Annotated in this window: 11 protein-coding genes; 8 read left to right on the forward strand and 3 right to left on the reverse strand. The window is 68.2% G+C overall.

The genetic code is table 11. The annotated features are described in order from the left end of the window. The first annotated feature begins 620 nt into the window (after positions 1-620). Positions 621-1,391, forward strand: coding sequence for a ParA family protein (locus tag ITJ40_RS16330; protein ID WP_194668080.1), 771 nt, complete (start codon positions 621-623; stop codon positions 1,389-1,391). Between the two features lie 158 nt (positions 1,392-1,549). After that, positions 1,550-1,747, forward strand: a complete 198-nt coding sequence (locus ITJ40_RS16335) for a hypothetical protein (protein WP_194668081.1) — start codon at positions 1,550-1,552, stop codon at positions 1,745-1,747. Positions 1,748-1,903: 156 nt separating this feature from the next. On the opposite strand, the gene ITJ40_RS16340 is transcribed toward ITJ40_RS16335, so the two are convergent. Further along, positions 1,904-4,984 carry a DEAD/DEAH box helicase gene (locus tag ITJ40_RS16340; protein WP_194668082.1) on the reverse strand — a complete coding sequence of 1,027 codons (3,081 nt, stop codon included), beginning with the start codon at positions 4,982-4,984 and terminating at the stop codon, positions 1,904-1,906. Positions 4,985-5,771: 787 nt separating this feature from the next. Further along, a complete protein-coding gene (locus tag ITJ40_RS16345) occupies positions 5,772-6,119 on the reverse strand; it encodes an Lsr2 family protein (protein WP_194668083.1) in 348 nt (115 codons plus the stop codon). 1,046 nt (positions 6,120-7,165) lie between these two features. On the opposite strand from ITJ40_RS16345, the gene ITJ40_RS17315 reads away from it, so the two are divergent. The 5 genes from ITJ40_RS17315 to ITJ40_RS16365 all read left to right on the forward strand — a co-directional run bounded on the left by ITJ40_RS17315 (position 7,166) and on the right by ITJ40_RS16365 (position 9,854). After that, positions 7,166-7,294, forward strand: coding sequence for a hypothetical protein (locus tag ITJ40_RS17315; RefSeq protein WP_255526497.1), 129 nt, complete (start codon positions 7,166-7,168; stop codon positions 7,292-7,294). A 2-nt stretch (positions 7,295-7,296) separates the two neighbouring features. After that, the gene (locus ITJ40_RS16350; RefSeq protein WP_194668084.1) at positions 7,297-7,518 is read left to right on the forward strand and encodes a DUF2188 domain-containing protein; all 222 of its coding nucleotides are present in this window, start codon (positions 7,297-7,299) and stop codon (positions 7,516-7,518) included. A gap of 146 nt (positions 7,519-7,664) precedes the next feature. Further along, positions 7,665-8,042 carry a hypothetical protein gene (locus tag ITJ40_RS16355; RefSeq protein WP_194668085.1) on the forward strand — a complete coding sequence of 126 codons (378 nt, stop codon included), beginning with the start codon at positions 7,665-7,667 and terminating at the stop codon, positions 8,040-8,042. Between the two features lie 590 nt (positions 8,043-8,632). After that, positions 8,633-8,965, forward strand: coding sequence for a hypothetical protein (locus ITJ40_RS16360; protein WP_194668086.1), 333 nt, complete (start codon positions 8,633-8,635; stop codon positions 8,963-8,965). 241 nt (positions 8,966-9,206) lie between these two features. Further along, positions 9,207-9,854: an HNH endonuclease family protein gene (locus ITJ40_RS16365; RefSeq protein ID WP_194668087.1), complete on the forward strand. Its 648-nt coding sequence runs from the start codon at positions 9,207-9,209 to the stop codon at positions 9,852-9,854. An 8-nt stretch (positions 9,855-9,862) separates the two neighbouring features. On the opposite strand, the gene ITJ40_RS16370 is transcribed toward ITJ40_RS16365, so the two are convergent. Then, complete coding sequence (locus ITJ40_RS16370; protein ID WP_194668088.1) at positions 9,863-10,687, reverse strand: hypothetical protein; 825 nt, start codon at positions 10,685-10,687, stop codon at positions 9,863-9,865. 966 nt (positions 10,688-11,653) lie between these two features. Here ITJ40_RS16370 and ITJ40_RS16375 point away from each other — a divergent pair. Then, positions 11,654-12,811, forward strand: a complete 1,158-nt coding sequence (locus ITJ40_RS16375) for an MFS transporter (protein WP_370532078.1) — start codon at positions 11,654-11,656, stop codon at positions 12,809-12,811. Positions 12,812-13,934 lie beyond the last annotated feature (1,123 nt).

Consider the following 13,934-nt stretch of genomic DNA (forward strand, 5'->3'; position numbering starts at 1 on the left):
CGCCCGACCCAGTCAAGACACGCGCTCTGGCGCGTCCACGATCAGCGTGTTGCCGTCATACGCGGCGCACACCGGATCCTCGCGCATTCGCCTCTCAGATCGGTCCCAGGAGGACTACGAGCCGTACCTCGCCGTGCAAGAGATCCAAGCCGGATGTCTCGAAGTCGATGTGGCGGCCAAGAGGTCGAGGAGCAGACGCCCTGACTTCAGGCGGTTCTTTCCCGAGGAGGCTTGGGCGTGGAGGGGTCGTGTGGATGTCGAGTACGGCGACTTCCGACCCCCCGCGCTTGTGCGCTGCTGTTACCCGTCGAGTGTCGCAATCCGCCGATGAAAGGCGGACTGCACTCGCTGGGGGGATGAGGGAAGGCGCAGGCGTCCCACTGCCGCCGCTCCCGTGCCTTCCTCGGCCAGGTGGTGCATGCATGCAAGCACTCATGGGAACAATCACCTACGAGGCGTGTGCATGCAGGCGAACGTGTGCCCGGGGGAAACATGCACGCATGCTGGTATGCCAGCTGGCAAGGGGGCATGAAGGCGGACATGCATGCATGAACGGGGACTTGCACACGAGCAAGACGGATTGCTTGCAAGCCGCCCGCAAAGCCGGCATACTTGCATGCATGCAAACTGTCATGGTGTACAGCGAGTCCGGTGGTGTCTCGAAGACGACCACGGCCGTGTCGCTGGCGATGATCGCCGCGACACGGGGTCTGCGCACCCTCCTCGTGGACCTCGACCCCCGTGCCGCGTCGACGAAGTGGCTCGACGTCGCGCCCGCTGAAGAGGGGCTGCACGTCGGAGCCATCCTCGGTGATGAGAATCCTGAGGGGTGGGCCGAGGACATCGCGGTTCCCACAACGTGGTCTGAGCGCCTCCGTGTCATTCCCTCCGCGCGCAACGTCTCCAACCGTGAGGCGGATCGTGCCGACCATGCCGAGCTCCGCCTGCGGACGTCTCTCGAAGACGTTCACGCCGATCTCGTCGTCATCGACTGCCCGAATCGGCAGGGTGGACCCTTGACCCTTGCCGCTCTGAACGCCGCCGACACCGTCGTCTACGCGTCGACGGCGACGAGCGATGGGATCGACGGGGTCAGCGGTGCCCGCCGGACGGTCGAGCAGTTTCGGCACAGCCGGGCACGCATCGGAGCGCCCGTCGCGCTGCACGAGGCGGGCATCGTCGTCGGGGGAGTGAGCGACACGATCATGTCCCGACCCGCGGTCGCGAGCATCGACGAGCTCCGCGAGACCGGCATGCTCCTTCTCCCTCTTGTGCCCCAGCGGGCGATCGTCCAAGAGGTCCGCCTCACGGGGGAGTGGTACGGAAACTTCAGGAAAGGGGTCCCTGTGCTCGATGCATACAGCGCCATCGCGGACCAGGTCATCCGATGACCGACACGCAGCCGGAGCGGCCCGCCGATCTCCGCGCCCGCCGGCGCGCACAGCCCGCGCCCGACGAGCGCATCGATCCGATCGACTACCGGCGTGACCCCGAGTCGGCGACTCCTACGGCTGCTGCGCCGGAGGTCGCTCTAGCGGGATCTGCGCCCGTGGCTGAGTCGGCTCCGACGCCCTCACGCGGCAACACCCGCCGCGAGGTCGCGATCCCGTTCAGCACGCGCCTCGCTCCTGACGTGCTCGAGCTGATCGACCGCGCCGTGACCGAAGGACGCGACACGGGCGACGGTCCCCAGACGCAGCGGGCGGTGGTGGAGAAGGCCATCCGCGACGCGTACCGCCGGCAATGATCACCCAGGACGTCTCGTCTCGGATCGTGCTCATGAATCGAGCGAGAGCCCGTGGGTTGTTCGTCCCGGCCGCGTCCGACGGGGTGCCGCTCGAGGGGAACGCGTCGAAGACGCCTGGTCACTGGGCCAGAAGTCCCGCCTCAGGGAGGTGCGCTCCTACCGCAACGACTCGGAGAGCTCGCGGAAGAACGGGCGCTTCGACCATGACGCCCGGTCGCCTATGACGTACAGACGTCTTCGAGCCCGGCTCGCTGCGACGTTCACGAGGTTGACCCTTTCGGATGCCCAGACCTTCGCGCCCGGAGCGGACGGATCCCCTCCGAGGACGAGGAACACCACGTCGGCCTCCTGTCCCTGCGCCGTATGGATGGTCCCGCCCTTCATGCCGGGATGTCGACGGGCGACCCCCTTGAGTTCCCGGGCGACTGCACGGAACGGGGAGACGGCGATGATGCTCTTCGGTGACACCCCCTTCTCCCCGAGGTAGGCGATGGCGAGGAGGAGGCGTTCGATCTCGCGGGGTTGGAGATGGGACCCGGGTGTCTGTGCAGGTTCGTCAGCCCAGAAGCTGGGTGCGATTCGCGGCGAAGCAGGGCCATCGAACGGGTCCGCGCCATCGGATTCCCGACCCGCGCCGCGGATCATCATCCCGTCGTACGCGACCCGGTTGCAGAAGGAGAACATCGGGTCGTCACAGCGACGATGGACACGCAGCGGCGCGCTCACCCAGACGTCGTCGTCGCCGCGGGGGAGGAGCGTTCCAAACCGTGCAACCCTGTCGGCCAGAGTCTGGACGGACGCGGTCGACGGGAGCCACTCCGGAGGCACCTGGTACTCCGCGGCGATAGCCCGCTCTGCCTTGTGGGGCATCGTGACCACCGGCTCGAGCTGCAGGGGGTCGCCGACGACGAGGACCCGTCGGGAGCGCCAGATCGAGCCGACGGTGTACTGCGGGCACGCTTGCCCGGCCTCGTCGATGAGGAGCCAACCCAACGCCTCCGCGTCGAGGCCGTCGAACATCCGTCCCGCCGAGGCGAAGGTGGTGGACACCATCGGGACCACCATGAAGAGCAGTTGCCATGCCGCCTGGATGGTCGCAGCTGGGAGGTCCCTCGGGCGGTCTCCGGCGACGACGTACATCGCCGCTCGTAGGCCGGTGAGTGCCGTCGACGCACTGTTCGCGAGCCAGTCCTGGTGCAACTGGAGGGCGGCGAGGAACAGCTCGGATCGAGCCGTGTCCAGCTCCTCATCGAGCCACGGAGCACGGAGCTCGTGATCGGGATGGTTCCGGTCGGGTGTCGGATAGGCAGTGGCGAAACGCGACGCGTCGTCAGCACAGAGCTTCCGGAGCGCCGACTCCGCTCGCTGCGACTCTTCGAGCTGGCCTCGGCAGGTGCGGAGGTGACGCTCTTCGTCCGCGAAGACCTGCTCGCAGGTGACCATGTTCGACGCCGCAGCCGCGGCGGCTGAATGGGCGTCGACCCATGATCGTTCGATAGGTGCGAAGCCGTCCCGCCAGCGACGGAGGGCGGATCCGAAGGAGAGGATGGTCTCCAGCCACCCGGGTCTCGATTCGAGCGCCGCCGTCCTCTGCGCGGTCATCGACTCCAGCGTCCGATCCGCGCGGTCACGGAGCTCTGCTTGGCGGCGCATCCGCGTCTCGGCCGTCTCCGAGCGCTGCTCGGCGCTGGCGACGTCCGCCTGTCGTGCCTCGCGCTCCGCGCGAGATGGCGCGAGTGCATCGCGCCGCGCCTGCGCTGCCGCGCGGACGCCGACCAATTCTTCGACCCGGCGCTCGGCCGCGTGGAACTTCGTCCGTGCCGTCGACCAGGACGGTACTGGCTCGTCTCCGTTCTTCCTGCGCTTCAGCCAAGACTGCATGGAGGCGCCATCAGCACCGCCCAAGAACCAGAACGCTTCACGGAAGTCCATGCGGTTGCCCTTGTTGCCGAGCTTCGCCGCTACAAGGCCCCACGCTGGGGTGGGCACCGCGTCGGCCGGGCGCGCCGTGTTGAGGATCACGCCGGCGAGGTCCGAGAAGTAGTCCGCGGTCTCCTGCCACCGGGAATGTACCGCGTCACGCCTCGGGAGCTCCACGGATATGTTCTCGACGGCGGCGTTGTTCGCGGACGCGACGACCATCTCGAATCCGGTGAGCTCCGGGCGCAGTTGCGGGACGCGTTGCAGGTAGTCGCCCGCCGTCCACCGGTGCCAAGCACTGGTGAACGCGGACTCCGGTGTTCGGAGGGCAGCGAGTCGGCGTGCTCGCTCGACGACGTTCGCGGCGAGGACGTCCCGGAGCATGGTGGTCTTCCCGGTTCCCGGGGGACCGTTGACCCCGCGGAGTCCACCCGAGCCGGCGAGGCTGGAGAGGGCCTCGTTGACAGCGAACTGCTGGCTGCGCGCGAGCGGTTTGGTCGGATCCGACGGCCATCTCCCGTGCGGGAGGCGGCTGATCCCGAGCGCCGCATCGGTGTGTTCGGGTGACGCCACCACATCGACTCGTTCTCGGTGCGGCAGGGCTTTCGGGGCGAGGTATTCGCGGAAGGCCCGACCCGAGCGGCCGGCATGGCTATGCTCCAGGACCAATCCCAGGTCGTCGAGGTAGAAGCTGTTGAGGAAGTCCTGTTCTGGGGCAGCGTCCGCCCGATCGACGGAGATCGGAACGCTGTGAACCCGGACCCGCATCGTCGCCAGATCAGTGATGCCGGCTACACCCGCGGTCGTGTGTGCCAGCGACAGGAGCTTCTGCACGAGGGGCCCGTCGAGCACCTGGGTCTCGGCTGGAGCTGTCTCGTCCGCAACGGCATCGTCGACCGCCGCCGCGAATCGCGTGAGGTGCTCGTGGAACTGGTGCGCCCACCGGGAACTGCTCGTCTGGTGGGCACGGATGCGGCCGATCGCCCATAGCGACGAGGAGAGGATCGCCGAATCGCTCAGGTACCGGCCGTGTTCGTCGACGATGAGTGCCGCACAAGCGCTCTCGCCTGGAGGTCGCTCGTCGTACGCATCCCGGTCCTCCGTGAAGGCCCGATGCAACCATTCGTACGTGGTCTCCAGCTTGTACGTCCCGAGGAATACGTAGTGGCGCCACGTCAGAGCTGTCGCGCCGCGAGGCCTCGGCGGCTGCAACCTCTCCCAGGGCAGTGGGATCCCCGGATGCCAATCGCTGACCGGCCTCTCTCGGTCGGAGTCATCCGCCTTGGGTATCTTCTGCGGCCCGAACAGCTCCAGCATCCGCCAGCACTCGAGGACGCGTTCTCCCCACGCTGCGGTCCGTCCGTCCAGCTTCGCCTCCGATGTGCTTCGAGATCCGCGAGAGGTGCGGTAGCGCTCTCGGCGCTTCGTCGATGATCGCTCGCGTCGACCATGCTGGACTCTACCTAGGGCTGCGCCGCCGGCGCCCGCGATCCCACGCAAGACAGGGCCCGACGAAGCCAGCCTGGACTGTGCCGACGACGGGCTCCGCTCCGCGCGCTCACGCGGCTGCCTCCGCGTCCTCCCCGTGGTCGCACATCATGGCTGGCGGCTGACACCCCGAATTCCCGAGGGTGCGACCTGCGGCCGGGCGATCGTCGAACCGGCCGGCCACGCCCATTCCATGCGTGCTTCCGGTGCAACCTGTGTCCGTCGGCGGCGCATGACGCCTTCGTCTGCGATCCCACCTCGACCACCTACACGCGAAAGGAAGGGGCGAGGTTCCAGTCACCTCCCCGAGCCGTCATGAGGAGGGCGAGGTCATCACCGTCCAGATGGAGCAGCCCCCGTTTCTTGCGTCGTCCGGGGTTTCGTCACGGTCGCTGTCCTGTGGGTCCTGTCCGCGCTCGCGCTGGCGGATCCTGCTGGTCGAGCAGGCCGCACTCAACGAGGTCGCCAGCCGCCTCGCGGCGGCTGTGGTCCTTCAGTGGGCTCCTGCTCCAGCGGGCCATCCGCTGACTCGCATCGGCGCCGGCCACCGATTGAGCCGCCAACGACGAGAGGGCCGGCAGGTGACGGGTCGGCCCTCTCGTGGTTGCGGTCGGCCCTACAGGCTGGCGCGGTACTCCTCGAGCAGGGGCGCGGCGATGCGGCCGCGTTCGGAGACCTTATGGCCATTCGCCCGCAGCCATTCGCGCGCCGCACTGAGATCCTCCTTCGGCCCCGAACCCGAGGAGCGGCGCGGAGCGGCTTTCCCCGTGGTCGCACGGCCGACGCGGCGGCCCTTCTCGATGTAGTCGTCGAGCGCAGTCCGCAGCTTCGCGGCATTGTCATCGCTGAGGTCGATCTCGTAGTTGACGCCGTCGAGCGCAAACGGGACGGTCTCGCCCTGGCCCTCGTCGATCTGCGTTCCGTCGATGTCGTCAACGAGCGTAGTAAACACTTTGCGGGCCATCTATTTTCCTCCCCTATGGATTCAACGCAGGTAGCGCGAACGATGCAACCTTACCCGTGCACTGCGACAACGCGGCAGAGGCGACCACTGCGCGTACTCCGCCTCATCGTCGTCCTCTAGATCGCGTGCCATCCGCTGGCACCTCTTGTCAATATCGGCCTGCTCCTTGGCCTTGTCTTGAGTAGTTTCTCAGTGGAGTGAAGGAGGACCCGGCTGCTTCTTGTCCGTCCTCCGTCACGACCCGCTTATCGGCGGGGCGGTTGGCAAACGTCGTGTAGACGGAGGCGAGCGCCGCAAGCCCGCCGGTGCCACCCAAGACCTGGACAGCCTCGATGGCACGCTCGACCGCAGAAAGCCCGAGGACGGTGCCGTGATCTCGTGCTCATCGAGGAGGGCGCTGATCTCCTGGCGGCACTCGCGGGGAAAGCGTAGAAGAAGGGAACCGCCCCTCGGCTCGGACGTCGTGCGCAGCGGTATGGAGTCGCCTGCGATGGTCATGAGCCGAGTGTGGACTGCGGTGTGCCTTTCGTCGGCTTCCGGCTCGAGTCGGGTGTGGAAGCGGGGAGATGTCCTCCGTGTCGAGGTCCACTATCCGCCGAGGGCGATGCGTGTCTAAGCGTGGGGGTGCGCGTCACGAAGGCGATGTGGTTCTCGAACGCACGACGTTGAGGCGAGTCCGGTCCGCGCGTCATGGACGCGCTGCACGCATCCACGCGACAGGCGCGGCGTGATGGGTTCCACCCTCGCCGCCCTCGCATCGCGCTGGGGTTCCATCAACAGCGGGACTCAGCCACTACATGTGGGGCCTCACAACACGTCGAGCGGGTAGATGTAGTGCCTCGCCGGTAGAATTCGAGGCGGAACGCGTTCGACCCCGCACAGCGCGGGCCAGCCGAGCGGAGCGGGGTCGTGAACCAGTTGGGAAGCCGGTTCATCGAACTTAACACCGCCGGGCACAACCGAGTGCCTTCGGCCCACACCGTCGCGTTCTGTAAGGACGAAACATCATGGCTACGAACACAGGGCGCGGCTCTCGCGTCGGTGCGGTGAAGGGGCGATCCCAGTTCGTCAACCCGACGAACGGCACGCACGTGAAGCGGGACACCGCCACGGGTCGCATCATGGATGTGAAGGCGGACGGCGCGCCCTTCAAGGGCGTCCGGAAGGAGAAGTAGGCGTGGCTCGCACGCGCTACGACGTCGTCTACAAGAACTTCGCCTGGGCCGTCACCCACGCGGGTTCCACCGTCTCCACCCACATCACGAAGTCGGCGGCGATCCTCGCGGGGGTGAACCTGGCGCGGCAGAACGAACCGAGCCAGGTGATCATCCACACCATGGACGGCAAGATCGAGGACGAGCGCACGTACGGGAATGATCCCTTCCCGCCGCGCGGCTGAGCTCTGCCCATAGGCGGCGTCACGAGGCGGTCGACACCAGCCGGTGCCGGCCGCTTCGTGGTGCGTCGACGCCACCAGGTCTCCGGAGGGCGGCTCGGTCGGGATGGTTGTGATGGCGCCTCGAGGGTTATCGCTACCGTCGCTCCATGAGCTTCGGACACCACACTGCGACCACGCTTCGCCACTCGGTCATGGCTCGACTGTGGATGGGCGTCATCGCCTTGACCATCTTCGGCATCGCCTGTGGCGTTGCGCTCCTCATCGCGCTACCCATCTCGATATCGAACGCGATCAACAGCACTCCCGACCAGAACCTGCAGATGGTGAAAGAGGTGGGCTGCATCTCCTACGCGGACGGTGTCTTGGACCTGGCTAAGCAGGGCTATACCGCCGAGCAGATCCAGAACGTCTATGAGGCGGCCACGACGCCCGAGCCGGACGCCGATCGTCTCGATGACGCGCCGTCGGGTCTCGCGATTCGCTACTGCGGAGCTCCGCAGCACATCATCGACAGCGCCAAGTAGAGCCCCGTTTCTATCTCGCGTCACATGATATGTGTTACCGGCGTCGCCGCAGCAGATCGGGCCAGGGAGGCGATCGACGAGTACCTCGATCGGCACAAGGACGACCTGCATCGCCTCGTGGGTTGAGAAATCCGCGCGTGGGTGGCCGCCCGCGGAAGCCACCACCAGTCGATCGTGAGTTGCGGGACGCCCACAATCGCGTGATGCGGTGCATGACTGTCCGTCATTCGTCCGGATGATGCACGGCCATGCCGAGGGGGGATGCCTCGCGGGCCCCGATCGAGCGACCATGGTCGAGAAGGCCGGCATCCGTCCGCGATCCACCCGCATCGAACCGTGAGAGTCCTGCCGGCTCCTCCGCGGGCATCGATCGAGTGCGTCGCATCGCCCGGGGGAGGGCGACGAGGACGTCATCCGCGGCGTCGGCGGGGCAGCCCGTCGACCCGCTGCGGTCGCCGCGTCATCGGTGGCCACGTGGAGCCGCGACCCCCGATCGGTCGCGCCGCGACCACGTGGTCCCACCGCGATCGAGTAGCAGGCCGTGCTCGAGAGCCATCACCGCACGCCACGACGACGACCACGAGGAAGACATGATCACGCAGCCCGGCCCCCGTTCAGTCCTGGAGTCCTCGAGGGACAGCGGTACCCCCACGAGGGTCGTCGTCGCCGAGGTGACTGGGCTCGTCCTCGCCCACCGGGGAGCCTTGAGCATCCTCGTGGGACTGAGCTCGGTGCTCCTGGGATGGACCCTCATCGTCCCGATGATCGGGGTGTACCTGGGTGTCACCGCCGGCGTGCGGCACCCCGAGGCGCGAGGGACAGCCACCTGGGGCATCCTTCTGAACGGCTTCGCCCTGGGGGTGTGGGTCATCGTCGTGATGTTCTCGTTCGCCAACACCTTGATGTGGACGGCCCGAGCGTGACTCTGCGTGACAGGCGGCATCCCCTCAGCTCAGCATCGTCGACCGCCGTGCCGCATGCCGGCGGCAGGCAGGACGTTCCCGTACTTCCCGACGCCGGCCTCATGGTGCCCCAGTGAGGCTGCGGATCGCCGGGGCAGCCGTCGCCGTGTCGGCTGTCACCGGGCTCGGCATCCTGTCCTCGCTCGCCGTGTCGGACCTCGAGACGGCGACGGCACCCGGCTCGGCCGCCCGGATACGAGGCGTGGCCGCCGCCCTCACCGAGGCCGGCCTCATCGACCACGGGCTGATAGACGCCGATGCCGTCCGAGCGGTCATCGATGCGGCATCCGCAGGACCGGGTGACCCGGCGCCCGCCTACGACCGGCGCGCCTTCGGTCCGTCGTGGAGCGACACCGACCACGATGGATGCGACCAGAGGGAGGACGTCCTCTTCCGTGACCTCGATGCTGTGGCCGTCCTACCCGGGACGCGCCGGTGCGTCGTCACCTCCGGCAATCTGTCCGACCCCTACACGGGCACGTACGTCGACTTCGTCCGCGGTCCCGGGACGAGCGACGCGGTCGGGATCGACCGTGTCGTGTCGCTTCCGTGGGCGTGGGGGCACGGTGCGGCCACATGGGATGCCGACCGGCGGGAGGAGTTCGCGTCGGACCTCGAGAACCTCCAGGCGGTGGACGGCCCCACCATGCAGGACAAGCGGGAGCGCGGACCGGCGGCATGGCTGCCGCCCGCGGAGGACTACCGGTGCGTCTACGCCGCTCGGTTCGCGCACGTCGTCGCCGCACACGGGCTGTCCTTGGATGACGGGGATCGGGATGCGCTGCGGGCGGTCCTCCGCACGTGCCCCGCGCCCGCGAAAGACGTGCATGGCCTTGAGGACGCACGCTGATCTGAGTCTCAGAGGGCTTCATCGCTCAGCGACGAGTGGATGAAGCGAAAGCGGAGCACGCCGTCGCGTTCGTCGGGCGTCGCGAAGTCGAGGAGCGCGGAATGGCCGCCGAGGTCTCTCGATCGCGACAGGTGCAGTCCGCTCCTCTCGAGGTCCGCGATCATCTGCTCCCGCATCTCGGGTTCCGCGCGTGGCTGGATCACCTCCACCATCCGGCCCCTATGCCAGCCGTACATGTGGACGCTGGTCGCGTCCAGCGCATCGAGCATCCCGAGGCGCCGGAGCACCACGCTCGAGTAGCGGCTGCTCCAACGTCCTTCCCCGTCCCACCTCTCGCGTTCGTGTCGCCCGATGGCATCCATCGTGGCGAATCGGAGGGCCGGGTCGTCCGTGCGCGCCGCCTTCAGCCACGACAGCAGGGGGACGCCGGCGAAGATCACGGCGGCGTCGATCCCCGGTCGATGGATCACGGCGCCGCGCGGATGCCACGCGAGTCGTGCTCCGGCGACCCCGCTGACGAACATGCCGTCTTCGATCAGGGGAGTCACGCCCCCCACCAGGTCGCCCAGCTCGAACCCGGGGCCGGGATGGATGGTGAGCGATCGTCGGGCTGGCTCGACACATGCGATCGACTGCGTCACCGTGCCGGGCGTCGGTCCGTAGGAGATGGACCGGAAGCCATCGAAGACCAGGCCCTCCAGTCGCTCCTGTTCGGGCGTCGGCTCCAGGGCCCGGCGGTCGGCCTGGAGCAGCCGGAGGGCGGTGCTGTAGGGCAGTCGGGTGAATCGCTGCAGCTGGGTGGCGCGGCGGGACGGGACGGAGCGGTTCGGCACGGAGATCCTCCAGTCGACGCCGACCCGTCGAGGGGAAGAGGTGCGGAAGCGGGACACGTCCGGGCGCGCGCGGACGGCTGATCGAGCTGAGCTCGTTCTCGCCTCAGGCGGCCGTCCGGGTCGGGGACTGGCACGGGCGAGCGGATCGCAGAATCCCCGCGCCGCGACCCTAGCGCCGTCAGGAGGGAGTTCGGAAGTCGGGCCTGTCGGCGGAGACGCACTCAGGCGGCCCCAGCGCCGCGTCGGCAGCGGCGTGCGTCTTTGGCGCGCCTCGCATCGCCCCCGGCTCCTTCGAGTGACGGCTACTCCATCGCTGATGGCGATCTCGTACCGGGGTGAGATCCGACGTGGGGCCACGGCCGGTTGTCGCGACCGGTCGGCACATCGCTGCAAGCGCGGCATATGGGTCGCGAGGGGGAGCCTCATGCGCCCTGCGGATGACTCTTGCTCCTAGTGCCCCCAAATCGGCATTCCCGACTTGATATGACGCTCTCCGACATGTGAGCATCTACCGACACCGCGGCGGCGCCATCCCCCTGGGGCTTCCGCGAGGTCACAACGCCCTCAGCCCGGGATCGGTTCGTGGGTCGAGCTGAGGTGGTCGGCTCCGCGTGACGTGGATGGCGAATCCCATACCCGCCCCCACGGAAGGCGGAGCCGGTCAGACCGGCCTCGACCAGGTGCTCTGGTCGAGGCCGGTCCATCACTCGCGGCTATGGGCCACCGCTCTGATGCAGCCCTCTGCCTCACGTGAGTGGCGCCGGCGGCCCGGCCCCGATCGCCGATCGCGGCTCACCCGCACCCGAGACCAGGAGCGCTCATGGCATCGCCACCGAGCATGACCGGCGGCCATCCGTCGCGCACCGGCGCCCCGGGTCGTGGCTGCTCCACGGTCCCGTCATCAAGGCCGAGGTGATGATCCCCGCCTCCGGTGCGGACGCGCGGATGCGGTGGATGCTCCGGAGCGTGACGCTGATCAGCGGTGCCGGCCAGGTCATCGAATTCGTCCTGCCCCTGTACGCGGCTGATGGGCTCGGTCTCTCCGCCGCCTGGACCGGGTTGCTACTCGGCGCTGCGCTGATCGCCGCCTTCCTCGTCCGGCCGTTGGCCGGTGTCGCGGTCGACCGCGTCGACCGGCACACGATCGCAGCCGCGTCCGCTGTCATCTTGGCTGCCGCCTATGTGCTGCTCGCCACCGCTGACTCATTCGTCGTCGCCCTGGTCTCCGCTGTCATCGGACGCGCGGCCAGCACCTTCCTCTGGATCGCGTTCCGGGCGATGGCAGCGGGGCGGAGCTCCACCGAGCCGCGAGCGTCGTCGCGCATGCTCCGGGCCGAGGACCTCGGTTCATGGCTGGTGCTCGCCCCGGCGGTGGGGCTCGTGTCCCTGGTCGGTTTCGAGGCGGCCCTCGCCGCCGCCGCGGCTTGCGCGCTCGGCGGGGCGGTCGTGCTCGTGCGAATGCGCACCGTGCAGAGGGCGCCTCGTGCGGAGTCGTTGCCGATCGGCGAGCTCATGCTCGGAGACAGGAGGACCGCGCTCACGCGGAAGCTGAAGCGCGACCTCCGCCCCGTGCTGCTCGCAGTCCTCCTGATCGGTGCCGCCGAGGCGGCGATGTCGCTCCTCCTCCTCATGCACCTCCAGCGTCATCTCGGGCTCAGCCCGCTCGCCCTCGCCGTGACCGTCCTTCCCAGCCTCCTCGCGCTGACCGTCGCGCCCCAGAACGTGCGGACGCTCACGATCCGGTACGGGCGGCGACGCATGATCTGGTGCGCCTTGGCGGCGCACGTCGTGTGCGCCGTCGGCCTCGCGGTCAGTCGCGAGCCGACGATGATCGCCGCACTCTGGGCTCTCTCAGCAGTCGGGCTGTCCGCCCTCCTGCCGATCGAGCAGACCATCGTCGCCGCGGTGGCGGGCACCCGCAGGGTCGGCCGAGCCTTCGGCCTGTATGAGACTGTCGCGCTCCTCGGTGCAGGGGCGGGTGCCCTGTTCGCCGGCGTCCTCTTCGACAACTGGCCATGGCCAGCGATGTGCTTCGCCTGCGCTGGTGCCATGGTCGGCGGCGGACTCGTGCTGGTGTCCTGCGTGCCCGTGACGCGCATGGTGCCGACCCGAGTCGAGGCCTGATCGCCACGTCCCGCCTCGAGCGGCTCGTGCTGTGCGATGGCGTACCGCCCGCTGGGAGTGGGCGCGACCGTGGATGGTCTTCTGCCAGGCCGCCACGACGCACGCTGCGTCCTCAGCGCGGTGGCGTGCGCGGAGCGCCCAGAGGAGGGAGCCTGGGATGGCGACGGCGATGATGACGATCGCGGCGGCCGTCGACTCCCTCGAGTCGGTGATCGTCCGGACCGCTGCGAGGGCGCACGCCGGACCGAGAAGTGCCGAGACCATGGCGACGACGAGTCGCCCGTGGAAGCTCCGCCAGCGGCGCTGCGCCTCCCGGCACAGGTCGGCGAGCTCGGCGAGCTCGTCGGCGGAGGGGCGTTCTGCGTTCATCCGCGTCGCCTTTCGAGGCTGTTCCAGGTTGACAGGGTTCATGTGAGGTGGCCGACTCGGTGCGGCTCGCCGGCGAAGAACGGGGCGAAGCGCTGCGCATCCGCTCGTGTGGTGGCCAGCGGCCCTGAGCATTCCCGCTGGCGAACCCATATGAGGCCCGAATGCGCGGGGGAGACGTCTTCGGGAATCGACGTCGCGGCGAATGCGAGCAGGCTGCAGAGATGTGCGCGGCAGTCGACCGCGGCGATCACGGGCACCGAAGCGTTCTGCCGCGATCGACACGGGGACGATCCGCGGATATCGCACCGGGGTTGTGGTGAGGGTCGGGATGATCGTCTCCAAGTGCTGCGTCTCCATAGGGGTGAGAAGCGGGGTTAGATCGCGGATCACCTCTTTCTTCCGGGTCGGGTACCCGGCTCGACAGTATGCATCAGCAGATGCTCGGGCGCATGTGAATGGGTGCCGGATGTCCTTTCGTGGACAGGTGGTGGCGCCGTGCGAAGATCACGAGCGGGCGATTCCCAGCTCCGGGCGTCGACCTGTGGTTCGACTCGGTACGAGAGAAGCGCTATTCGCTTCTACCGTTGGTGCGGGTCCGGAATTCGGTTCAGGCTACTGGGCACACGGCCAAATCTTCTCATGTGTTGTTCCACGGGGCGGCGGTCATCCGAACCGGCGCGTTCCATGGCGCCGACATCGGCTCGGGCTGATGTCGCCAAGATCTCAGGAGTGCGGCACGAACGCCGCTCGGATT

The organism is Clavibacter sp. VKM Ac-2872 (assembly GCF_015351105.1).
GTDB lineage: Bacteria > Actinomycetota > Actinomycetes > Actinomycetales > Microbacteriaceae > Clavibacter.